Consider the following 22,061-nt stretch of genomic DNA (forward strand, 5'->3'; position numbering starts at 1 on the left):
CTGGAGCAGGGCCTCGTCGCCATTGCCCGCGTGCAGCGCCTCGATGCGGGCTGCCGCGTCCGGCTCGAACATCCGCACGACGCGGCCCGATTCATGATCTCTGAAGGAAAATGCGGGCACCGCGCCCTTGATTCCGTAGAAGAGCTCGGCCTGGACCGCGGGCGTCGTCGACGGCAGGCCCGAATAGAGGCTGTGGAGCTGATAGTGCTCGCGGTGGATCAACCGCCGCAGGAAAGGCAGCTCACCACGTTCCAGCGCGCGCTCGAGCTCCGGCTGCGAGAGCCCATCGATCTGGATCATGATCAGTCCCGGCCGGGACGCCGGCCCCTCCGACACGGGCAACCGGAGAAGGCGCGCCAGCCAGACACTGCGGCTGAGGTTGCGGCGCAGGCGCCGGAGGAAGGTTTCGATTCGGCCGAGCAAGGGTCAGTCCGCGTCCTCCGCGGCCGTGGGCGCGGGATGGCACCGGAGAATCATCGGTCTTCCCTGTCGGAGAACAGATGGGCCCCCAAGGCTGCGTCGCTCGCTTTGGCCAGACTCTTCAGGATGTCCCACTCCGTCTTCATGAAGTTCAGCATGTCCTCCCAGCCACTTTCGTCCTTCCGGGTGTCGATGTCCGCTTGGGGCTTCAGTGCTTCGAAGCAGGCCAAGGCCTTGTCCGCCGATCGCCGCATGGAAAAGGCCTCGGCGGTAGCGAGTGCGCTACGTTTCAGGTCGCGCAGTCGCTCTGGGGGCAGGCCGGCCACCCACTCCAAAGCGGCGCCGAATGCCGCGGGCGTTGCATCCGACAGGAGGCGGCCGTTGCGCCCATCCGCGACGACTTCGCGCGCGCCGGCCGCGTCCAGCGCCACGACCGGCAGGCCGGCCGCCATGGCCTCCGTCAGCACCATGCCCTGGGTCTCGCTCGTGGATGCGAAGGCGAAGACATCCATCGCGTGCAGGGCGTCCGCCAACGGCTGCTGTTTCAGGATGCCGGCAATGTGCAGCCGTGCCTCCAGGCCGGACCGGGCGAAGCTGTCCCGAATCATCCCTTCGGAAGGGCCGCTGCCGACCACCAGAAAATGCGCGTGGCTCTTGCGGCGGACGAACCCGGCGACTGCCTGGGTCAGAAACTCCAGGTTCTTCTCCGGCGCCAGGCGGCCCAGGTGGCCGACCACCCAGGCACCCTCGGGAATGCCCATCTGTCTGCGAAAGGCCGGACCATCGCCCAGTGCGAAATCTTCCACGCGGACGCCGGTGGGCACCACGGCGATCGGCGTGGTCACACCGCGCTCGCGCAGCAGTGCCTGGATGCTCTCGCTGGGGGCGAAGACCTGGTCGGAGAGGTTTGCGTAGCGCGTGGCGAGCTCGATCGCAAAGCGCCTCAGGGCGGGTGAGTCGCCGGGAACGTAGTGCGTGTATTGCTCATACAAGGTGTGATGGGTGAATACCAAGGGCAGTTGCCGGTGGCGGGCCACCCGCAGCGCGGTGGTGCCCAGCAGGAATGGATGCTGGGAGTGCACGACGTCGGGCCGGAAGGCATCGATCGTCCTGCCGAGCTGTGGATGGATCGGCAGCGCGACGGAAAAATCGCTGGCGTTGAAGTTCTGGATCGCAGGAATTCGCACCACGTCGAGGTCGTCCCCCGGCATGTCGGGAAACTCGGGGGCCACGACCAGCACCCGATGTCCGCGCCTGCGGTACTCCTCGGCGAACGCCCTCACCGAGCGCGCCACGCCGCCCACGTGGGGAGCGAAGGTGTTGGTGAACATGAGGATGTTCATGCCTCACGATGCCTTTCTGGCGAGGACGATCGAGTCGATGCCGGCTGGGGCACTTGCCGGGGCGAAGCCGGGCAGGCGCACCTGCGCCGCGGGCGCTGCGCCGTGCCAGTCACCCTGCCACTCGACGCGCGGCGACTCTCCGGGCCGCGGCGTGATGTTCACGGACACCGCCCCGAACGACGTCGGTGCCGGCCCGAAGCGGATGGGCAGGTCTTGATCCAGCCAACGCGCGGGAATGCCCCCGCACAGGACGAGGCCCTGACCTTCCTCGCGGACGAAACAGTTGCGGATCATCAGCGCCCACTCGGCTGCGGCCCAGACATGGTGGCCGTCGCCCATGCAGCCGCCGCCGGTGCGCGGATGGACCGCCTCCGGCCATTGGCCCGTCGGAGTTGCCAGGGCGGCGACCGCATCCATCAGGTCGAGGTGGCGCGGATCGCCGGCGCGCAGCAGCACCTGAGCGACGTGCAGGGTCAGGTAGGCGTTGAGGCCGGAGTGGATCATGTCCTGGTAGAACGCGCCGCTCACGAAGCAGCGGCGGAGCAGGAACTCCACGCAGTCGAGCAGGCGCGGATCGTCCGGGGCGCACAGTTGCAGCGGGTATCCGAAAGCCAGCGAGCCGATGGCGCCGGCATCCAGGCGGCGATAGGGCGAAGCGGGCATGGCCGCTCGGCCGAGCCGCTGCGCGCAGCCCGCCAGACTGCGATCCACCGCCGCCGCGAAATCGTCGGCGGCCCGGACGAACGCTTCGCTGCGGCCGGGATCCTGGTCCCGGAGCATGGCCGCCGCCGCGCGAAGGCCGGCGATACCCCAGAAATCGTCCCAATAGTAATAATCGTTCGGACCCAGATGCTCGGCGCTGAATCCGGCCGGCAACAACCCGGCGTGCGGCGCACCCATGTCATCGGGGAGTCGCTTGCGCGCGATCCAGCGGGCGCCGCGCTGGATGGGCCCGTGCCAGTCCGGGGACGGCTGCCGCCCGGTCAGGGCGAAGAACCGCTGCAGGATCCACAGGACCTCACCGTTGGCGTCCCATTCGCCTTCCTGGGAGCGAAAATAGCCGCGCGCCGTCTGGCGCGCCGGGAAGCGCGCCAGCGCGCGCTCGGCGCGCTCCGTCAGTCCCGTGCAGAGCAGCGCATGGATGATGAAGGCGGCGTCGCGAAACCAGAAGCGCTTGTAGGTGAAGGGGCCGGGGTAGACGTCGTCGGGAGAGTGCAGAATCAGCGACGCGATCGCGGCGTCGTAGAGAAACTGATAACGCGGCTCCGGACAGGTCAGGGTGCAGCGATTGCGTTGCGCCGTGCTCCAGGCGTCGGCGGCGAGCAGTCCGGGCACGGCCGCGAGGGGGATGCTCGCAGTGATCTCGGTGTCGTCGCAGGCCTCGACCGGAAACAGCGCGGCGGCGGTGACCATGCCCACCTCGCAGCGGCCTTCGGTCTGGTCGTCCAGGTCCTCGAGGTGGATGTACACGTCCCCGTGGCGATAGTCGGCGACATGATGCCGCGTCGCGGCGGTGCTGAACTCGACGCGCCGGGTGTCGTCTACCGTCCAGGCCGTGCGCGCGCTCGACAGGCGGACCCGATGAATGAAGCTGATGCCCTCCGGGTTGTACGGGCGCAGCGCCAGCACCAGCCACGCCTGCGCGTCGGACCGTGCTTGCAGACGCAGCTTGCACACCGGGATACCCGATTCGAGCTGCACCCAGGCGCTGCTGGTCAGGGCCAGAGAGGTCCTTTCCGTTTCGGTGGTGACGCGGACACCCGGGTTCAGGTCTAGCCGCTGCCGGCAATCGGCGGCCCGCGAGGGCAGCAGGCAGCGGCCGTCTTTGGCCAGCAGCCAGGCGTCCAGCGACCAGCCATCGAGCATGGGCGTCAGCAGCCCGCGGGGATCGACGATCGGAAGTTCTGGGCAATCCGGGTAGCCGATCGCGGTCCAGTTGCGGTGGGTGAGATTGATATGGGTGATGGAGAAGGCGCGGGGGATGAACGAAGCATCGCACGGATCGAACTGACGCTCGATCCAGTAGGGCCAGACCCAATCCAGGTTGTGCTGGATGACGCGGCTGTTGATCAGGCCGCGGGCGTGGAAGACCACTCCCGCACGCAGCAATTCGATGGGCTCGCCGACCTCGGAGGGCTGGGCGAAACTGTGCAGCCTTGCCAACAGGGCGATGGGATCCAGAAACCCTTGCCTGCGGGCGACGTACCGAATGACCAGGCGCCACGGCAGCCATTTCATCCAGCTCACGGCAGGTTCTCCTCGCTGTTGCCGGTGTCGGTATAGCGGGCCAGTGCGCGGCGCGCGACCCGGTTGAGGTAGACTACCGCGATCACAGTGGCAATGAAGCCGGCGCCGTAGAGGGCCCATTCCAGCGGTGTGCGGCCCACGTCGCGCGCGCCGAGCGTGCTGACATCGGCGGCGATCGAGCCGAGATAGACGTTGTGGACCGAGAAGGGAATGAAACCCAACAGCGAACCACCCGCGTAACCGCGCAAAGAAAACGGGGTCAGCCCGAAGAAGTAGTTGGAGACCTTGCTGGGGAAGAAGGGGATCAGACGTGTCAAGAGCACGATCTTCCAGCCGTGCGGCGCCAGTTCCTCGCTCACGGCTCGAAGCTTGGCGCGGGCCACGACGAACTGCCGGGCGCGCTGCCCGAACAGATAGCGGGCGATCAGAAAGGCCAGGACCGCCCCGAGCGTGGTCCCCGTCACCACATAGATGGAGCCCTCCACGACGCCGAACACGAATCCGGCACCGGTCGTAAACAACACACCCGGTAGCACCAGCACCACCACCGCCGCCATGATCAGGATGAACAGCACCGGCGCCCAGGGCCCCTGTGCCTCGAACCACCTCAGCAGCCGCAGTACCTGGTCATGGGCTCCGAAATGCACCAGAACGCCGAGTATCGCGGCGACGAGCAAGATGCTGGCCGCAATGCCCCACAGCGGTGACCGTAGGCGGGTGCTGGGAGGTTTGCGGCCAGTAGGTTCCATGTGCCAGTCGGAGGGAATCAATCTGCGCGATTGCGATGACCGAATGGTGTGCTGCATCGGCAGTGCAGTCACCCCTATCGCGGCCGCCACACGCGGTCAAGCTCGTAGGGGCAGAAAAGCGAGGCCTAAACTGGGGCGGTGGACCGGGACGCTCCTTTCTGATGGAGTTTCCGATCCCACTCCGGCGCGGGAAGGGTCAACGGGAGCGACAGGCGCAACCACGATGTCCCCGTGGCGCGCCTGGCCAGGGAGGCGAAGGACAGGCGAGTCCCTCTGCTGATCCGCCGGTACCTGGCGGCAGGGGCACCGGGGAGGGAGACCTCCTCCGGCTACCCGATCGGGGTCTTCCTGGCGGCCCCGCCACCGGTTCCTGGATTCACCGGCGGGGGAGGAGGTGGTGTTCCAGGAACGACACGGTGCGCCCCCAGACGGCCGCAAAGCCCGCCGCCGACCAGGTGTGGCCTTCGCCGGGCAGGAGCTCGAGCTCGAAGGGTCTGTGGGTCCGCTCCAGCTCCCGGGCGAGCAGCAGCGAGTGCTCGGGCGGCACGACGTCGTCCTCTTCGCCGTGGAGGATGAGGAGCGGGCAACGGATCTCGCCGGCGCGGGGCAGGGGGGAGCGCAGGGCGTACTGCTCCGGCGCCTCCTCGGGGGTGGCGCCGATGAGCTGGGCGATCCAGGGGTGGAGGCGCACGTGCCGCTCCATCTCCACCGGCGGGCTCCAGAGGACCGCGGCCCGGAAGAAGTCGAAGCGCTCGAGGGCCAGGAGGGCGCTGTGGGCCCCTCGGGAGTAGCCGACGATTCCCAGCCGGCCCGGGTCCACGTCGGCCCGGCGGCACAGCTCCTCCGAGAGGTGGCCGATGTCGGCGACCTCCCCTCTCCCATACTCCGTCCGGCCCTCCGAGCCGGGGTTGCCCCGGTGGGCCATGGCCACCCCGACGAAGCCTCGCTCCGCCAGGAGGATCGCGAGGTCCTCGTAGAAGGTGTCGTATCCGCCGCCGCCGTGGTGGATCTCGACCGCGGGGAGGCGTCCGGCGCGGTCCGCCGGCCGGGCCGCGAATACCGCCAGGCGCAGTCCCTCGCTGTGGAGGGTGAGCCGTTCTTCGAGGACCTTCGATGGCCTGGGCACGGTGAGCTCCTCTTGGGCAGCCCAGGCACGAGGACCGCGGCGCCCCGTTGGGAAGGCGTGCGTGGAGGGGTTACCCAGGGGCCTCGCCCGGCGGTGTGCCTTGGGCGGGGGCCGGGGTTCGGGCGCGGGGGCGAGAGTGGCGCAGGAACCACCGGTAGAGCGCGTCGCCCTCGTAGGTGCGCGTCCAGGCGTCGTGGCCCGCGTCGGGGTACTCGGTGAGCTCGGCCTGGCCGCCGCAGCGGCGCAGCGCGGCCACCATGGTGCGGGAGGACGCCACGGGGACCACGGGGTCCTGGGTGCCGTGGAAGGCCCACACGGGCACCCGGGCCAGGCGCCCGGCCTTTCGCGGGTCGCCGCTGCCGCACACGGGCGCCAGGGCGGCGAAGCGCCAGGGCTGGGCCACCCCCAGGGCCCACGCGGCGTGGGCACCCATGCTCAGCCCCGTCAGGTAGACCCGGTCCGGGTCCACGGGATGGGCGTCCAGGAGGTGGTCCAGAAGCTCTCCCAGGAGGGGGAGGGACCAGAAGTGACCGGCGGGGCACTGGGGCGCGGCGACCACGAAGGGCAGGTCCCGCCCGGCTTCCACCTCCCGTGGCGGGCCGTGGCGGGCCACTTCTTCCAGGTGGCTCCCCCGTTCGCCGATGCCGTGGAGGAAGAGGAGCAGGGGCCGGGGCCCCCCGCCCGGCCCTTCCGGCGGCACGTAGAGAAGGTAGGAATAGCCGCCGGCCCGGAGCACGGCGCGCAGCCGCGCGATCACCCCTTTCTCCCTTCTCGGCGCGGGGCGGAAGCTCCTGCCCCCGGCCGGGACTCCCCGGGAGGGCCGTCGCGCTTTGCCCCGGCCCGCTCCTCTGCTAAGGTGCGGGCTCCCCGGGGCGGCCAGGCCGCCCGCACGTGCCCCAGGAGGTTCCCGATTCCATGGAGCGGTTTCCGGCCCACGTGCCCTCCTCGCTCTGGGTTGCCCCCGAGCCGACCCTGCTGCTTGCCGCCGATATCGGCGGCACCAAGGCGAACCTGGCCCTCTTCCGCGCGCAAGGCGGCCCCCTCGTCCCCGTGCGGGAGGCCACGGTGCCCACCGCAGCCTACCCGAGTGCGGCTGCCCTGGTGAAGAGCTTCCTGGGGGAGAACCCCCCGGGGCTGGCCGGAGCGTGCATCGGCGTGGCCGGCCCCATCCGGAGGGGCAGGGTACAGGCGCCGAACCTGCCCTGGACCGTCGCGGAGGAAGAGCTCGCCGCCCTGGGAGTGCCGCGGGTGCTCCTGATCAACGATCTGGTCGCCACCGCCCACGGCCTGGGCGAGCTCCCGGAAGACCGGTTCGCGCTCCTCCAGGGGGGCTGCCCCGACCCGGAGGGCAACGAGGCCCTGCTCGCGGCCGGTACCGGGCTGGGCCAGACGGTGCTGTACGGCTGCGGCGGCCGCCGGGTGCCGGCGGCCTCGGAGGGGGGCCACGTGGATTTTGCGCCCGCCGACGAGGTCCAGGTGGAGCTCTGGCGGTTCCTTCGGGCGCGCTTCGGACGGGTGAGCGTCGAGCGGGTTCTCTCGGGGCCCGGGCTGTGCCTCATCCACGAGTTCCTGGAGCAGAGCGGCCGGGGCGGGACTGGGGCCTGCGTGCGGGAGCGGATGGCCCGGCAGGACCCTGCCGCCGTGATCGCGGAGGAAGGGCTGCGGGAAGGAGACCCCACCTGCGTCGCCGCCCTGGATCTCTTCGTGCGGGTGTACGGAGCGGCGGCGGGCAACCTGGCCCTCACCGCCCTGGCCACCGCAGGGGTATTCCTGGCGGGGGGCATCGCCCCCAAGATCCTCCCGAAACTCCGGGAGGGGGCCTTCCTCGAGGCCTTTTGCGCCAAGGGGCGGCTGGCGGGCCTCTTGGAGGAGGTGCCGGTCCGGGTGGTGCTGGACCCCAAGGCCGCCCTCTACGGGGCCGGCCGCTGCGCCGCCCGGGCTGCCGGAGCCTAGCTCCGGACCGGGGGCGCCCGGCCGCTTCGTGCCCCGGGGTGACCGAAGGCCATGGGGCTCTCAGTCCGCCTGCCTTCGCAGGAAGGTCGGGACGTCGTACTCGTCTTCGAGCTCCACGTCGGAGTTGACGACCCGGGTCACGGCGACGGCGGAGGTGGCCTCCCGGCGCTTGCGGATGAAGGTGGGCTCGTCGCGGTTCACGGCCGCCTCCTTCTCGGGGCGGGTGAGGCGCACCACCTCGAGGGGGGGGGCTTCGGCCTTGGCCTGGCCGAAGCCGGTGGCGATCACGGTGACGAGGACCGCGTCGTCCAGGGAGTCGTCGATCACTTGGCCGAAGATGATGTTGGCGTCCTCGTGGGCGACCTCCTGGATGAGGGTGGCGGCCTCGGTGACCTCGGCCAGCGTCATGGTGGAGGGGCCGGTGATGTTGATGAGCACGCCCCGGGCGCCCTCGATGCTCATGTTGTCCAGCAGCGGGCTCGAGATGGCGTCCTGGGCGGCGAGCACCGCCCGGTTGTCGCCCTTGTGGAAGCCGGTGCCCATGAGGGCCAGGCCCTTCTCGCTCATGACTGTGCGCACGTCGGCGAAGTCCACGTTGATGAGGCCCGAGGTGGTGATGAGGTCGCTGATGCCCTTGACCGCCCGGCGCAGCACGTCGTCCACCAGGGAGAAGGCGTCGACGATGGAGGCGTGGCGACCGGCGATGGAGAGGAGGCGCTCGTTGGGGATGGTGATGAGGGTGTCCACGGCCTCCTTGAGCTCTTCGATGCCGTCGTTGGCCTGGCGCAGGCGTCGCCTGCCCTCGAAGGCGAAGGGCTTGGTGACGACCCCCACGGTGAGGGCGCCGCACTCCCGGGCGATGCGGGCGATGATGGGGCTCGCGCCGGTGCCCGTACCCCCGCCCATGCCGGCGGTCACGAAGACCATGTCGGCTCCGGTGAGGGCGTCGGCGATGGCCGCCGTGTCTTCCAGGGCGGCCTGGCGGCCCACCTCGGGGTTGGCGCCGGCCCCCAGGCCCCGGGTGAAGCCCCCCCCGAGCTGGATCTTCACCGGGGCGAGACTCGTCTTGAGGGCCTGGGCGTCGGTGTTGGCGACGATGAAGTCGACTCCCGGGATTCCCGAGGCCACCATGGTGTTCACGGCGTTGCCGCCCCCCCCGCCGACCCCGACGACCCGGATGGTGGCGCTGAAGTGCGGCGTGTCTTCGATGCGAAACTTCGTCATGGGGCACCTCCTTGGGGCGGTTGGCTATTGGCGGCTGGCCGTTGGCCCTTGGCTCTTCGCCAACGGCCAACCGCCGACGGCCAACAGCGGTTTCAGAAGAAATCCTTGAACCAGGCCTTCATGCGCCGGGTCACCTTGGCAAAGAGGTTTTCGTCGTCGGCGTCGAGCTCTCGGGGCAGGTCGTCGCGCTTGCGGGCGGCATAGAGCACCAGGCCTACCCCCGTGGCGTAGGCCGGGTCGCGCAGGGCCTCCACCAGCCCTTCCGGCTCCTGGGGGGTGCCGCGCCGCACGGGGAGCCCGAAGACCCGCTCCGCCAGGTCGGGGGCGCCCATGAGGCTCGAGCCGCCCCCGGTGAGCACCACCCCGGCGGCCACCAGGTCCTGGACGCCGCTCTTCTCCAGGTCCTGGCGCACCAGGCCGAAGAGCTCCTCCATGCGGGGCTCCACGATCTCGGCCAGGATGCGCCGGTTGAGCACCCGGGGCCGCCGCTCGCCCACGCTGGGCACCTCCACGGTCTCGTCCTTGCCCACGAGGCTCGTCAGGCAGCACCCGAAGCGGCGCTTGATCTTCTCCGCTTCCCCCGCGGGGGTGCGCAGCCCCACGGCGATGTCGTTGGTCACGTGGTTGCCCCCCAGGGCGAGCACCGAGGTGTGCTTGACCGCCCCGCCGCCCACCACCGCGATGTCGGTGGTGCCGCCCCCCATGTCCACCAGGCATACCCCGAGCTCCCGCTCGTCGTCGGTGAGCACGGCCTCGGCGCTCGCCAGGGGCTCGAGGATGATGTCAACCACCTCCAGGCCCGCCCGGTTGCAGCACTTGACGATGTTCTGGGCGCTCGTCACCGCCCCGGTGACGATGTGCACCCGGGCCTCGAACCGCACCCCGCTCATCCCCAGGGGCTCCTTGATGCCGTCCTGGTCGTCGATGATGTACTCCTGGGGGATGATGTGGATGACCTCCCGGTCCATGGGGATGGCCACCGCCCGGGCCGCGTCGATCACCCGGCGCACGTCGGCGGGACTCACCTCCCGGTTCTTGAGGGCGATGGCGCCGTGGCTGTTGAAGCCCTTGATGTGGCCTCCGGCGATGCCGGCGTAGACCCGCCGGATCTCCCGATCCGACATGAGCTCCGCTTCCTCCACGGCCTTCTTGATGGACTGCACGGTGGCCTCGATGTTGATGACCACCCCCTTGCGCAGGCCCCGGGAGGGGTGGGTGCCGTACCCCAGGATGCGCACCCCTTCCGGCCCCGCTTCGCCCACCACCGCGCAGATCTTGGTGGTGCCGATGTCGAGGCCGACCACGAGCTCCGCGTTTCCCCTCACGGCCTGGCTCCCTTCCCGGCCCTGGGCTCCTTCCCGTCCCCCGGGTGGAGCCGCGCCACGATCTTGTCCTCCGCCGAAAGATCCACGCTGTGGGCCGCCTGCCCCCGCCTGGCCAGGTGGCGGCGCAACCGCTCCAGCCGGCGCAGCTTCTCCTCCAGATCCTCCCGGCCCAGGCGGATGCCGGTGCCGCCGCGGGAGGGGGTGTAGACGGTAAAGCCCTCCTCCGGGTCGGCGTGGATCTCGCTGGCCTCGTCCCCCAGCGCCCCGGCTTCCAGGAGGGCCAGGAGCTCCAGGAGTCCCTCCCGCACCGGCCCCCGGGCTTCCAGGTCGGGCCAGGTGAGCCCCGTGAGCACCGGGAAGTCGAGCCCCTGGTCCAGGGGGGCCTGCACCACGTGGGCCTCGGCCGTGAGGTAGTAGAGCCGGTCCAGGCGCACCAGGCACCGGGGCTCCCACTCCTCGAGCTCCACCAGGAGGCTCCCCGGGAGCTGCCGCACCACCCGCGCCCGGCGCACCCAGGGCAGCGCTTCCACGAGCTGGCGCACCTGGGCCACCTCCACCTGGAAGAGGCTCATGCCGGTCTGCACCCCGGCAGCCCGGATGACCTCTTCCGGGGCGGTGCGCCGGGCGCCCTCCACCGCCACGGACCCCAGGACGAAGGGGTGGAGGCCCGACCCCGCGCGAAACCCCGCGTAGAGCACAGCGGCCAGCGCCACGCTCCCCAGCACCCACGCGAAGGCCGCCACGGGCCGAAGCCGCTCCATCGCGTTCCCCGTCAGGCCTTGAGCCCCGCGCCGGCCAGGATGCGCTCGGCCAGCTCGGCAAACGTCATCCCGGCCTCCGCCGCCGCCTTGGGCAGGAGGCTCGTGGGGGTCATGCCCGGGATGGTGTTGGCTTCCAGCACCCAGGGGCGACCGGAGGCGTCGATCATCAGGTCCACCCGGGCCGCTCCGGCACATCCCAGGGCCCGGTAGGCGGCGGACCCGGCCCCCACGGCCTCGCGCGCCGTGTCGTCTTCCAGGGGCGCGGGGCAGAGGTAGCGGGTGCGGCCGGGGGTGTACTTGGACTCGTAGTCGTAGAACCCCTTTTCCGGCACGATCTCCACGAGCGGCAGGGGCTCCCCGTCCAGGACCCCCAGGGTGACCTCCCGCCCCTCTACGAACTTCTCCACCAGGATCTCCGTGCCGTGGGCCCGGGCCGCGGCCAGGGCCGCCGGGACCTGGGCGGCCTCCCGGGCCACGGCGACGCCGATGGTGGAGCCCTCCCGCACGGGCTTGGCCACCAGGGGCGGCGCGAGGTCCAGGTCCTCCAGGCCTGCGTCGGGGCCCAGGACCTGGAAGTCGGGGGTGGGCACCCCCAGGGCCCGGAACACGACCTTCGACATCCCCTTGTCCATGGCGAGCGCGCTCGCCAGGACCCCGGAGCCGGTGTAGGGGATGCCGAGCATCTCCAGGAGGCCCTGCACCGTCCCGTCTTCTCCCCACCGCCCGTGGAGGGCGATGAACGCGGCGTCGGGGCGCAGCTCTTCGAGCATCCGGGCCAGGCCGGGGCCCGCGTCCACCTCCACCACCTCGCGGCCCGGCCTCCGGAGGGCCTCCGCCACGGCCGCGCCGGTGCGCAGACTCACCTCGCGCTCGGCGCTCCGGCCTCCCAGCAGTACGGCGATGCGTGTCCGTGCCATGTTCACTCCTGGATCCGGAGCTTGCCCTTTTCCCAGTCCCCCACGATCCGCACCTCGGGCTCGAGCTTCAGGCGGTGCTTCACGTAGACCCGCTCCTGGATCATTCCCATGAGGGCCACCACCTGGCCCGCGGTGGCCCTGCCCGCGTTGATGATGAAGTTGGCGTGGACGCGGGAGACCTCCGCGTCGCCCACCCGCACGCCCTTGAGCCCGCAGGACTCGATGAGCTGGCCGGCGCTGCGGCCGGGGGGGTTCTTGAAGATGCTCCCGGCGCTGGGCTCCTGGGTGGGCTGGGTGTCTCGGCGCCGACGGTGGAGCTCCTGGGCCCGGGCCTTGACCTCCTCGGGAGGCGCCTGGTCGCCCCGCAGGAGGGCGCTCAGGATGACGTAGCCCGGGGGCAGGTTCAGGGAGCGGTACTCGAACCGCAGGGTCTCCCTGCCGAAGACCTGGGTCCTTCCCCCCGGCGCGGCGGCCTCGAGCTCCAGGACCCGGTCCCCGATGCTCGAGCCCCACGCCCCCGCGTTCATGGCCAGGGCCCCGCCGACCACACCGGGAATGCCCGTGAGCCCCTCGAACCCGGCGATCCCCTGGTCCACCGTCCAGCGCACGAGCCGGCGCAGCGACAGCCCCGCCCCGACCCGCAGGAGCGGGCTGCCGTCGGCCCCCTCCTGGACCTCCAGGCCGGTGAAGCCTTCGGCCAGGCTCACCACGGCGCCCCGGATGCCCCCGTCGCGCACCACCAGGTTGGAGCCGTTGCCCAGGGGGAAGCAGGGGAGCTCCCGCTCGCGGACGAAGGCCAGGAGCTCCAGGAGGTCCCCCCGGTCGGCCGGAAAGATCAGGAGGTCCGCGGGCCCGCCCACCCGCAGGGTGGTGTGCTCGCTCATGGGGGCGTTGAGGACCACGCGGCCCCGCACCTGTTCCTGGATCAGCTCGAGGGCGGTCTTGGCCATCGCTCTACTCTCCTCGCAGGCGCCGCAGGAGGGCCTCGCCCGCCTGCCACACGTTTCCCGCACCCAGGGTCACCACCAGGTCTCCCTCCTGGAGCCGGGGCTCCAGGAGCTCGGGCACCCGGGCCAGCTCGGGGATGAGCTCCGCGTCCTTGTGGCCGTGGGCGCGGATGCCGGCCACCAGGGCCGCGGCTGTGACGTCGGGCGCGGGGGCCTCCCCGGCCGGGTAGATGTCGGTCACCACGAGCACGTCGGCCCCATAGAAGGCCGTGAGGAAGCGCTCGAAGAGGTCTCGGGTGCGCGAATACCGGTGGGGCTGGAAGATGGCCACCACCCGGCGCCCGTGGGCCTCCCGCAGGCCCTTCAGGGTGGCCTGGACCTCGGAGGGGTGGTGGGCGTAGTCGTCCATCACCAGCACGCCCCCGGCCTCGCCGATCACCTGGGAGCGCCGGTCCACGCCCGAAAACCCGCTCAGGGCCCGGGCCGTGGCGTCCGGGGCCACGTCGAGCTCGGTGGCGACCGCCACGGCCGCCAGGGCGTTGAGCACGTTGTGCTCCCCGGGCAGGGCCAGGGCTACCTCCAGGAGGGGCTCTCCCCGCAGGAAGACCCGGAACCGGGACGCGCCCCCCTCGCGGCGCACCTGCCGGGCCGAGACGTCGGCCTGGGCGGAGAGGCCGTAGGTGACGGTGCGCTTGCGGATGCGCGGGAGCACCGCCTGCACCCGGGGGTCGTCCAGGCACGCCACCACCGCGCCGTAGAAGGGGACCTTGTTGGCGAAGTCCACGAACGCGGTCTCCAGGGCCTCCTCCGTGCCGTAGTGGTCCATGTGCTCCCGGTCGATGTTGGTGACGACCGCCACCGTGGGAAAGAGCACCAGGAAGCTCCCGTCGCTCTCGTCGGCCTCGGCCACCAGGAACTCCCCCTGCCCGAGCCTCGCGTTCGACCCCAGGCTCGCCAGGCGCCCCCCGACGACCACCGTGGGGTCGAGCCCCGCCTCGGAGAGCACCGCCGCCACCAGCGACGTGGTGGTGGTCTTGCCGTGGGCGCCGGCCACGGCCACCGCGTACTTCATCCGCATGAGCTCGGCCAGCATCTCCGCCCGGGGGATCACCGGGACGAGCCGCCGGTGGGCCTCGGCCACCTCGGGGTTGTCGGCCCTGACCGCCGACGAGGTCACCACCACCGAGGCGTCCCCCAGGTTCTCGGGCGCGTGCCCCAGGGCGACGCGCGCCCCCCGCTCCGCCAGGCGGCGGATCAGGGGCGAGTCCTTGAGATCCGAGCCGCTCACCCGGTAGCCGAGGTTGAGGAGCACCTCGGCGATCCCGCTCATGCCGATGCCCCCGATGCCCACGAAGTGGACGTGCTTCGCTTTGCGATACAAAGAAGCCTCCGTTGGCTTGTTGCGCGTTGTTTGTTGCCCGTGGGAAATCAACCCTCGGACCGATTGGACCGATCGGACCGATCCGACCGATCACCCGTCACCTCTCACGTTTCACGCTTCACCCCTCACCCCGTTCCATCTCCAGCAAATCATCCACGATCTCGCGTGCGGCATCGCGGCGCGCGCTGGCGGCGGCGGCGGCGGCCATGGCGGCGAGCGTGGCCGGGCCGCCGAGGAGGCCGCGCAGGCGCCCGGCGAGGGCCTCGGGCGCCAGACCCGCCTCCAGAACGGTGATCGCGGCGCCCCGGGCCTCGGCCGCCCGGGCGTTGGCCTCCTGGTGGCCTCCCGCGGCGTGGGGGAAGGGCACGAGCACCGCGGGGCGGCCGGCGGACGCGAGCTCTGCCACGGTGAGGGCCCCCGCCCGGGCGATCACGAGCTGGGCCCAGCCGTAGGCTGCGGCCATGTCGTCGATGAACTCCACCACCCGCACCCCTTCGCGCTCGCCGTAGGCTCGGGCGGCACCCTCGGCCCTGCCCCGCCCCGCCTGGTGCCAGACCGCCGCCGGGAGGCCCAGGGTGGCCAGGGCGGCCGGGACGACCTCGTTGAGGAACCGGGCACCCTGGCTTCCCCCCAGGATCAGCAGCCGGGCCGGCTCCCCGGCCGCTGGAGGGGCGTAGGGCAGGGGCGTCGCCACGCTGCGGCGCAGGGGGTTTCCGGTGACCCGGGTCTTGGCCCGGGGCAGGTGGCGCGCGGCCGCCGGGTCGCCCGCGTAGACCCGGCGCACCACCCGGGCCAGTGTCCGGTTGGCCACCCCCGGCCAGGCGTTTTGCTCCTGCACCGCCGTGGGCACGCCCCGGAGCCGGGCCAGGGCCACCACGGGGAAGCTCACGTAGCCCCCCACCCCGAGACAGGCCGTGGGCCGGAACCGGCGCAGGATCTGCGCCGCGTCCCCCAGGCCCAGGGCCAGGAGGCCCAGGGCCCGAAAGACCTTGCCCAGGCCCGCCCCCACGAGCCCCGCGGCCCGAACCGTGGCGAAGGGCAGCCCCAGGGGGGGCAGCACCCGGGCCTCCAGGCCGCGGGCCGTGCCCGCGAAGAGCACCGCGTGCTCCGGGCCCCGGGCCAGGAGCTCCTCGGCCACCGCCACCCCGGGGAAGAGGTGGCCGCCCGTGCCGCCGCCGGCGATGAGGAGCCTCACGCCGGCGCCTCCCGCCGGGCGAGCCCGGCCAGGAGCCCCGCGGCCGTCAGGCACACCACCAGGCCCGTGCCCCCGTAGGAGAGGAAGGGAAAGGGCAGGCCCTTGGTGGGCAGACACCCGGTCACCACCAGGGCATTAAGGGCCGCCTGGAGCCCGAGCCAGGTGCTGATGCCGGTGGCCAGGTGGCGCCGGAAGGGGTCTTCCTGCCGCCACGCGATGACGTAGCCCCTCCAGACCAGCACGGCCACCAGGGCGAGCACCAGGGCCACCCCCACCAGCCCCCTCTCCTCGGCCCACACGCTCAGGATGAAGTCCGTGTGGGCCTCGGGGAGGTAGTGGAGCTTCTGTCGCCCGGCGCCCAGCCCGACCCCCCACACCCCCCCCGCCCCGAAGGCGAGCAGGCTCTGGACGAGCTGGAACCCCGCCCCTTGGGCGTGACTCCAGGGGTCGAGGAAGGCCAGGATCCGGTCCCGCCGAAAGGGGACGAACCACAAGAGGTACGCCACCAGCGGCAGCACCGGGAGGAGCCCCGCCGCCAGGTGACGCAGCCGCACGCCCCCTGCGAACGCCGTCACCGCGACCACGGCGGCCAGGAGCACCGCCGTGCCCAGGTCGGGCCCGATGAGCACCAGCCCGATGGGAACCGCCGGGAGCACCACGTGGGGCAGGTACCCGTAGCCGAAGGAGCGCACCCGTTCCCCCCGCTTGGCCAGGCTGTGGGCCAGGAAGAGGACCAGGGCGAGCTTCGCCAGCTCGGAGGGCTGGAAGCCCAGGGGGCCCAGGCGCACCCACCGGTGGGCGCCGTTGATGGCCTGTCCCACGGGGGGCACCCAGGGGAGCACCAGGAGCACCGTGGCGAGCCCCAGGGCCGGATAGGCGAGCCGGCGCAGCCACGGCGCCGGGATGCGGGCGGCCACGAGGGCGCCGGTCACGCCCACGGCCGCGTAGGCGAGCGACCGCTTGAGGTAGGACGCCGGGTCCGCCCCTTCCCGGCCGAAAGCCAGGGGAGACGAGGTGGAGTAGACGAGCACGAGCCCCACGCCGGTGAGCAGGAGCGCGGTCCCCAGGACGATCCAGTCGGTGCGGCGGGCCTCATCCATGGTGGGTCCCTCCGCCCGGGGTCCCCCGCCGCGCGGTCTCTTCCCGGCACAAGCGCTGGAAGACGTCGCCCCGCTCGGCGTAGCTCCGAAAGAAGTCGAAGCTCGAACACGCGGGGGCCAGGAGCACCGTGTCCCCGGGCCGGGCGGCGGCCACCGCGAGGCCGACGGCCTCGGGCCAGTCCCGGGCGGTGCGCAGGGGCGCGGCCCCGGCCAGGGCCGCCGCCATGCGGGGCGCCGCGGCCCCCACCAGGATCCCTTCCCGGACCACCCGCCCCAGGGGGCCCGCCAGGGGCCCGTAGTCGCCCCCCTTGTCGACCCCCCCGGCCACCCACACCACGGGCGGGTCCACGCTCTCCAGGGCTGCCACCGCCGCACCCACGTTGGTGGCCTTGGAGTCGTCCACGAAGCGCACGCCCCCCGACTCGAGAAACAGCTCCAGGCGGTGGGGCCGGGGTCGGAACTCCCGGGCCGCGGCCCAGGCCGCCCCAGGGTCGGCCCCCACCCAGGCCGCCGCCAGGCAGGCCGCCAGCGCGTTGCCCAGGTTGAACCGGCCGGGGAGCCGCAGGCGGCCGGCGGGCACCCGCACCCCGTCGCGCCCCGGCAGGAGGAACACCGCATCGTCCCCTTCGAGCCACGCCCCCACGGGCAGGACCCGCTCGGTGGAGTAGGGGAGCACCGCCGAGCGGGCGCGGCGCCCCACCTCCCAGGCCACGGGGTCCTCCCGGTTGACTACCGCCGCGTCCCCGGCGCCCTGGTTCTCGAAGATGCGCCCCTTGGCCCGGGCGTAGTCGGCCGGGCCGGCGTGGCGGTCGAAGTGGTCGTCGGTGACGTTGAGGAGCACGGCCACCCGGGGGCGGAAGGTGCGGATGGTCTCGAGCTGGAAGCTCGAGACCTCCACCGCCAGGAAGTCCCACTCCCGGCCCACGGCCTCGGCGAGCGGCGTGCCCAGGTTGCCTCCCGTGAAGACCCGCCCGTTACCCCCCCGCAGCACCTCCCCCAGGAGCTCGGTCACGGTGGTCTTGCCGTTGGTCCCGGTCACCGCGAGCAGGGGAGCCGAGAGGAACCGCGACGCGAGCTCCAGCTCCCCGGTCACCTCCACCCCGGCCTCGGCCAGGGCGCGCACCCGGGGCGCCTGGGCCGAGATCCCGGGGCTCACCACCGCCAGGTCGTAGCGGCCCGGGTCGAGCTCGGGCCCCCCGGCCAGGAGCCGGACCCCCAGGGCCTCCAGGCCGACGGCCTCGGGGGGCAGGCGCGTCGCGGGGGCGTCGTCGTGGAGGTCCACCCACGCGGCCCGGGCCCGGAGCAGGCGCGCCGCAGCCCGCCCGCTCACCCCCGCTCCCAGCACCACGGCCCTGCGGCCCGCGAGCTCCATCGTCACCTCAGCTTGAGGGTAGAGAGGGCGAGAAGAGCCAGGATGATGGAGAGGATCCAGAAGCGCACGATGATCTTGGGCTCGGCCCAGCCCTTGAGCTCGAAGTGGTGGTGAATGGGCGCCATGCGGAAGATGCGCTTGCGGCGGATCTTGTAGGAGGCCACCTGGAGCATGACGCTCGCGGTCTCCAGCACGAAGACCCCCCCCACCAGCGCCAGCACGATCTCGAACTTGGTCACGACGGCCACCATGCCCAGGGCGCCTCCCAGGGCCAGGGCCCCCACGTCGCCCATGAACACCTGGGCGGGGTAGGCGTTGTACCAGAGGAAGCCCAGGGCCGCCCCGGCCACGGCCGCGCAGAAGACGGCGAGTTCCCCGGCGCCGGAGACGAAGGGGATCTGGAGGTACTCGGCGATCCGGGCATGGCCGGCAGAGTACGAGAAGATGACAAAGGTCAGGCTCGCCGTGATGACCGGGCCGATGGCGAGCCCGTCGAGCCCGTCGGTGAGGTTGACCGCGTTGCCCGTGCCCACCACCACGAAGACGGCAAAGGGCAGGTAGAGCCAGCCGAGGTCGGGGCGCAGGTCCTTGAAGAAGGGAACCGCCAGCCGGGTGTCGAAGCCCGGCAGGAGCCACAGGGCGGTGCACCCGGCCGTGGCGATGGCCACCAGGGACCAGAACTTGACCCGGGCCGAGACCCCCTTGGGGTTCTTGCGGGCCACTTTCAGGTAATCGTCGGCGAACCCCACGGCGCCGAAGCCCAGGGTGACGCCGAGCACGATCCAGACCGCCGGCGTGGCGGGGTCGGCCCAGGCCAGGGTGGCGACCCCCAGGGAGAGGAGGATCAGGATGCCGCCCATGGTGGGCGTGCCCTGCTTGGCCAGGTGCGACCGGGGGCCGTCGTCCCGCACGGACTGCCCCACCTTGAGCCTGCGGAGCACCCGGATCACCCGGGGACCGAGGAGCAGGGCGAGCACGAGCGCGGTCAGCATCCCCACCACGGTGCGAAAGGTGATGTAGCGAAAGACGTTGAGCGCCCCGTAGGTTTCCTGGAACGCATAGAGCAGCCGGTAGATCACGGTCTTCCCTCCCAGCCGGTCAGGGCGTCTGCCACCGCCTCGAGCCCCAGTGCGCGGCTGCCCTTCACGAGCACCCAGTCCCCGGGCCGGAGCCGGCGCGAGAGGGAGGCTGCCACGGCGTCGCGGTCGTCGTAGAGCCAGATCCGTTCCGGGGGGAGCCCCGCCGCCGCCGCGGCGTCCCGGGCCCAGGCGGTGGCCGGGCCCAGCAGGTGGAGCTCCGCCACGGGAAGGGCGGCGGCCGCCCGCCCGGCCCGGGCGTGGCCCTCCCGGGCCAGGGGGCCGAGCTCCCGCATCTCCCCGAGGACGGCGAGCTTGCGGGAGCTCCCCGCCAGCTCCCCCAGGGTCGCCAGGGCGGCCTCCACGGCCCGGGGATTGGCGTTGTAGCAGTCCACCAGGAGGTGCACGCCCCCGGGGGTTTCCCGGACCTCGCCCCGGAGCGGAGTGGGGCGTACTGCCGCCAGGGCTTCGGGCGCGCCGCTCCAGTCCACCCCCAGGGCCCGGGCCCCCGCCAGGGCCGCCAGGGCGTTGGCGGCGTTGTGCCGGCCCGGCAGGGCCAGGCGAAACTCCCGGCCCTCGACCCGGAAGCGGGTGCCGGCCGGGGGAAGGAGCGACGGCTCGGTGCCGCGCACGTCCGCGCCCTCGTCCCACCCGAAGGTCAGGGTGCGCAGGCCCGGGAGCGCAGGCGGGGTCAGGAGCGGGTCGCCGTGGGGCAGCACGAGGGTGCCGCCGGCCTTGAGGCCCCGGGCGATCGCGAGCTTCTCCCGGGCGATGTCCGCGAGGCTCCCCAGACCCTCGGCGTGGCACTCGGCCACGGCCGTGACGATGGCGGCGTCGGGCTCGCAGATGGCGGTCAGGTGGGCCATCTCCCCGGGCTCGCTGATGCCGAGCTCCAGGACGGCCGCCTCCTCGTCCCCCCGCGCGGAGAGCAGGGTGAGCGGCAGCCCCACCCGGTTGTTCCAGTTGCCCGGAGTCTGGAGGGTGCGGCGGCCGGCCTCCTTGAGGAGGGCGGCGGCGAGCTCCTTGGTGGTGGTCTTGCCCACGCTCCCGGTCACGGCGAGCACCTTGAGGCCGAGCCTGCGGCGCACGTGGCGGCCCAGCCGCCCCAGGGCCAGGAGGGTGTCGTCCACCCGCACGCAGGCGGTCCCCGCCGGGGCCTCGCCCCGGTGCAGGACCACGCCCGCTGCGCCCCGCTCCACGGCCTGGGCCAGGTGGTCGTGGCCGTCGTGGCGGGGCCCCGCCAGGGCCACGAAGAGGGCGCCCGGGGTCAGGGTGCGCGAGTCGGTGGAGACCGCCTCGAAGACGAGGTCCGCCGGCCCCTGGGCGGTCCCCTCCACGGCCCGGGCCACTTCGTCGAGGCGAAAGGTCACGGCGTGCCTCCCGCCGCTCGGGCGGCCAGGGCTGCGCGGGCCTCGGCCCGGTCGTCGAAGGGGAGCACCCGGTCCCCCATGGTCTGGGTGGTCTCGTGGCCCTTGCCGGCAATCAGCACGGCGTCGCCGGGGCCGGCGGCCCGGACGGCCCACCGGATGGCCTCGGCCCGGTCCGGCACCCGGGCGTAGCCCCCGCTGCCCCGGGCCAGGGCCTCCCAGCGCTCCACCCGCTTCCACCCGGCGGGGAGCCCGGCCTCGATGGCGTCGAGGATGGCCCCGGTGCTCTCGGAGCGGGAGTTGTCGGCCGTGAGCACCAGGGCGTCGCTGCCCCGGGCGGCGGCGGCGGCCATGAGGGGCCGCTTGGCCCGGTCCCGGTCCCCGCCGCACCCGAAGACGCACAGGAGGCGCCGGGGGCCCGCGCCGCGCACGGCTTCCAGCACCCGCTCCAGGGCATCGGGGGTGTGGGCGTAGTCCACGAAGACGAAGACCTCCTGTCCGGGCGACGCTTCCACGGGCTCGAGGCGCCCCGGCACCCGGGGCGCGCGCTCCAGGGCCCGCGCCGCCCGGGGCAGCGCCAGGCCCAGGGCGTGGGCCGTGGCCAGGGCGCAGGCGGCGTTTCGGGCGTTGAAGGCGCCCGCGAGCGGCGTGCGCACCGGGGCCCGGCCGCCCGGATAGAGCACCGTGCCCTTGAGCCCCCGGGGCCCGAGCTCCTCCACCGCCAGGCGCACGTCTCCCGTCTCCAGACCGTAGGTCACGGCGCGGGCACCCAGCTCCGCGGCCAGCTGCGCGCCCCAGGGGTCCTCGGCGTTCACCACCGCGGGCGCCTCGGGGGCGTACCGGGTGAAGAAGGAGCGCTTGGCCTCGAAGTAGGCGTCCATGGTCCCGTGGTAGTCCAGGTGATCCTGGCTCAGGTTGGTGAAGACCCCGCAGGCAAACGCGCATCCCTCCACCCGCTGGCGCGCCAGGGCGTGGGAGCTCACCTCCATCACCACGGCGCCGGCTCCCTCGTCGCGCATGCGCGCCAGGGCCGCCTGAAGGGCCGGGGCGTCCGGGGTGGTGAGCGGCGCGGGCTCCTCCCCTCGGGGAAAGGCGTAGGAGACCGTGCCCAGGCGCCCCGCCCGCACCCCCGCGTCTTCCAGGAGGTGCTGCACCAGGTAGGCGGTGGTGGTCTTCCCGTTGGTGCCCGTGATCCCCACCACCCGCAGGGTCCGGGAGGGGTGGCCGTGGAAGGCCGACGCGGCGCGCCCCAGGGCCGCCTCCGGATCCGCCACCCGCACCCGTACCATTCCGAAGCCGGGGCGCGGCTCCCGGAGCAGGCACGCCGCCGCCCCCGCCCGAGCCGCCGCCTCCAGGTGGTCGTGGCCGTCGGCCCGCACCCCCCGCACGGCCGCGAAGAGGCTGCCCGGAATCACCGCCCGGGAGTCGCACCCCACCGCCGTGATCTCCGGGTCGCCGGGGTCCAGGCGCTCGGACGCGAGGCCGTTCAGGAGCTGGGAGAGGCGCATCTTCGCCGGACTCCTCCGGGCCGGGCCACCGGGGCCAGGGGCGGGGGGAA

Annotated in this window: 19 protein-coding genes; 1 reads left to right on the forward strand and 18 read right to left on the reverse strand. The window is 72.7% G+C overall.

The window, feature by feature from the left end; genetic code table 11:
• The 6 genes from AB1578_07695 to AB1578_07720 all read right to left on the reverse strand — a co-directional run.
• The coding region (locus tag AB1578_07695) for an oxidoreductase (protein ID MEW6487782.1) at window positions 1-423 on the reverse strand (423 nt) is incomplete at its 3' end.
• Between the two features lie 50 nt (window positions 424-473).
• Window positions 474-1,763 (reverse strand): glycosyltransferase, encoded by a 1,290-nt coding sequence (locus tag AB1578_07700; GenBank protein MEW6487783.1) that lies wholly within the window; start codon window positions 1,761-1,763, stop codon window positions 474-476.
• A gap of 3 nt (window positions 1,764-1,766) precedes the next feature.
• Entirely contained in the window at window positions 1,767-4,001 is a 2,235-nt protein-coding gene (locus AB1578_07705; GenBank protein ID MEW6487784.1) for a hypothetical protein, read from the reverse strand.
• Between the two features lie 5 nt (window positions 4,002-4,006).
• On the reverse strand, window positions 4,007-4,687 hold the full coding sequence (locus AB1578_07710) for a TVP38/TMEM64 family protein (protein MEW6487785.1): 681 nt from the start codon (window positions 4,685-4,687) through the stop codon (window positions 4,007-4,009).
• 448 nt (window positions 4,688-5,135) lie between these two features.
• Entirely contained in the window at window positions 5,136-5,885 is a 750-nt protein-coding gene (locus AB1578_07715) for a prolyl oligopeptidase family serine peptidase (GenBank protein MEW6487786.1), read from the reverse strand.
• A gap of 70 nt (window positions 5,886-5,955) precedes the next feature.
• Entirely contained in the window at window positions 5,956-6,642 is a 687-nt protein-coding gene (locus tag AB1578_07720; protein ID MEW6487787.1) for a prolyl oligopeptidase family serine peptidase, read from the reverse strand.
• Window positions 6,643-6,800: 158 nt separating this feature from the next.
• Between AB1578_07720 and glk the strand changes: the two genes are divergently transcribed.
• Entirely contained in the window at window positions 6,801-7,838 is a 1,038-nt protein-coding gene (glk, locus tag AB1578_07725; protein ID MEW6487788.1) for a glucokinase, read from the forward strand.
• A gap of 60 nt (window positions 7,839-7,898) precedes the next feature.
• Here glk and ftsZ read toward each other — a convergent pair whose 3' ends face one another.
• The 12 genes from ftsZ to AB1578_07785 all read right to left on the reverse strand — a co-directional run bounded on the left by ftsZ (window position 7,899) and on the right by AB1578_07785 (window position 22,011).
• Window positions 7,899-9,062, reverse strand: a complete 1,164-nt coding sequence (ftsZ, locus tag AB1578_07730; GenBank protein ID MEW6487789.1) for a cell division protein FtsZ — start codon at window positions 9,060-9,062, stop codon at window positions 7,899-7,901.
• A gap of 92 nt (window positions 9,063-9,154) precedes the next feature.
• Entirely contained in the window at window positions 9,155-10,387 is a 1,233-nt protein-coding gene (ftsA, locus tag AB1578_07735; GenBank protein ID MEW6487790.1) for a cell division protein FtsA, read from the reverse strand.
• A complete protein-coding gene (locus AB1578_07740) occupies window positions 10,384-11,148 on the reverse strand; it encodes an FtsQ-type POTRA domain-containing protein (GenBank protein ID MEW6487791.1) in 765 nt (254 codons plus the stop codon). Before AB1578_07740 ends, ftsA begins: the two co-directional genes overlap by 4 nt.
• A gap of 11 nt (window positions 11,149-11,159) precedes the next feature.
• A complete protein-coding gene (locus AB1578_07745; protein ID MEW6487792.1) occupies window positions 11,160-12,065 on the reverse strand; it encodes a D-alanine--D-alanine ligase in 906 nt (301 codons plus the stop codon).
• A gap of 2 nt (window positions 12,066-12,067) precedes the next feature.
• Window positions 12,068-13,015, reverse strand: coding sequence for a UDP-N-acetylmuramate dehydrogenase (murB, locus tag AB1578_07750; GenBank protein MEW6487793.1), 948 nt, complete (start codon window positions 13,013-13,015; stop codon window positions 12,068-12,070).
• A 4-nt stretch (window positions 13,016-13,019) separates the two neighbouring features.
• Window positions 13,020-14,393 (reverse strand): UDP-N-acetylmuramate--L-alanine ligase, encoded by a 1,374-nt coding sequence (gene murC / locus AB1578_07755; protein ID MEW6487794.1) that lies wholly within the window; start codon window positions 14,391-14,393, stop codon window positions 13,020-13,022.
• 118 nt (window positions 14,394-14,511) lie between these two features.
• Window positions 14,512-15,588: an undecaprenyldiphospho-muramoylpentapeptide beta-N-acetylglucosaminyltransferase gene (gene murG, locus AB1578_07760; GenBank protein ID MEW6487795.1), complete on the reverse strand. Its 1,077-nt coding sequence runs from the start codon at window positions 15,586-15,588 to the stop codon at window positions 14,512-14,514.
• Window positions 15,585-16,688: a putative lipid II flippase FtsW gene (ftsW, locus tag AB1578_07765; protein ID MEW6487796.1), complete on the reverse strand. Its 1,104-nt coding sequence runs from the start codon at window positions 16,686-16,688 to the stop codon at window positions 15,585-15,587. Before ftsW ends, murG begins: the two co-directional genes overlap by 4 nt.
• Window positions 16,681-18,060 carry a UDP-N-acetylmuramoyl-L-alanine--D-glutamate ligase gene (gene murD, locus AB1578_07770; GenBank protein ID MEW6487797.1) on the reverse strand — a complete coding sequence of 460 codons (1,380 nt, stop codon included), beginning with the start codon at window positions 18,058-18,060 and terminating at the stop codon, window positions 16,681-16,683. The genes ftsW and murD overlap by 8 nt, the downstream gene beginning before the upstream one ends.
• A gap of 2 nt (window positions 18,061-18,062) precedes the next feature.
• On the reverse strand, window positions 18,063-19,139 hold the full coding sequence (mraY, locus tag AB1578_07775) for a phospho-N-acetylmuramoyl-pentapeptide-transferase (GenBank protein MEW6487798.1): 1,077 nt from the start codon (window positions 19,137-19,139) through the stop codon (window positions 18,063-18,065).
• Window positions 19,136-20,506, reverse strand: coding sequence for a UDP-N-acetylmuramoyl-tripeptide--D-alanyl-D-alanine ligase (murF, locus tag AB1578_07780; GenBank protein MEW6487799.1), 1,371 nt, complete (start codon window positions 20,504-20,506; stop codon window positions 19,136-19,138). The genes mraY and murF overlap by 4 nt, the downstream gene beginning before the upstream one ends.
• Window positions 20,503-22,011, reverse strand: coding sequence for a UDP-N-acetylmuramoyl-L-alanyl-D-glutamate--2,6-diaminopimelate ligase (locus AB1578_07785; protein ID MEW6487800.1), 1,509 nt, complete (start codon window positions 22,009-22,011; stop codon window positions 20,503-20,505). The genes murF and AB1578_07785 overlap by 4 nt, the downstream gene beginning before the upstream one ends.
• Window positions 22,012-22,061: the final 50 nt, after the last annotated feature.

The organism is Thermodesulfobacteriota bacterium, assembly GCA_040756475.1.
Lineage (GTDB): Bacteria > Desulfobacterota > Deferrisomatia > Deferrisomatales > JACRMM01 > JBFLZB01.

Coding starts and splice junctions, on each gene's coding strand:
- ftsZ (MEW6487789.1), bottom strand. CDS start 9,062: ATGACGAAGTTTCGCATCGAAGACACGCCGCACTTCAGCGCCACCATC.
- ftsW (MEW6487796.1), bottom strand. CDS start 16,688: ATGGATGAGGCCCGCCGCACCGACTGGATCGTCCTGGGGACCGCGCTC.
- murB (MEW6487793.1), bottom strand. CDS start 13,015: ATGGCCAAGACCGCCCTCGAGCTGATCCAGGAACAGGTGCGGGGCCGC.
- AB1578_07700 (MEW6487783.1), bottom strand. CDS start 1,763: ATGAACATCCTCATGTTCACCAACACCTTCGCTCCCCACGTGGGCGGC.
- AB1578_07745 (MEW6487792.1), bottom strand. CDS start 12,065: ATGGCACGGACACGCATCGCCGTACTGCTGGGAGGCCGGAGCGCCGAG.
- glk (MEW6487788.1), top strand. CDS start 6,801: ATGGAGCGGTTTCCGGCCCACGTGCCCTCCTCGCTCTGGGTTGCCCCC.
- murD (MEW6487797.1), bottom strand. CDS start 18,060: ATGGAGCTCGCGGGCCGCAGGGCCGTGGTGCTGGGAGCGGGGGTGAGC.
- AB1578_07705 (MEW6487784.1), bottom strand. CDS start 4,001: ATGAAATGGCTGCCGTGGCGCCTGGTCATTCGGTACGTCGCCCGCAGG.
- AB1578_07740 (MEW6487791.1), bottom strand. CDS start 11,148: ATGGAGCGGCTTCGGCCCGTGGCGGCCTTCGCGTGGGTGCTGGGGAGC.
- AB1578_07785 (MEW6487800.1), bottom strand. CDS start 22,011: ATGCGCCTCTCCCAGCTCCTGAACGGCCTCGCGTCCGAGCGCCTGGAC.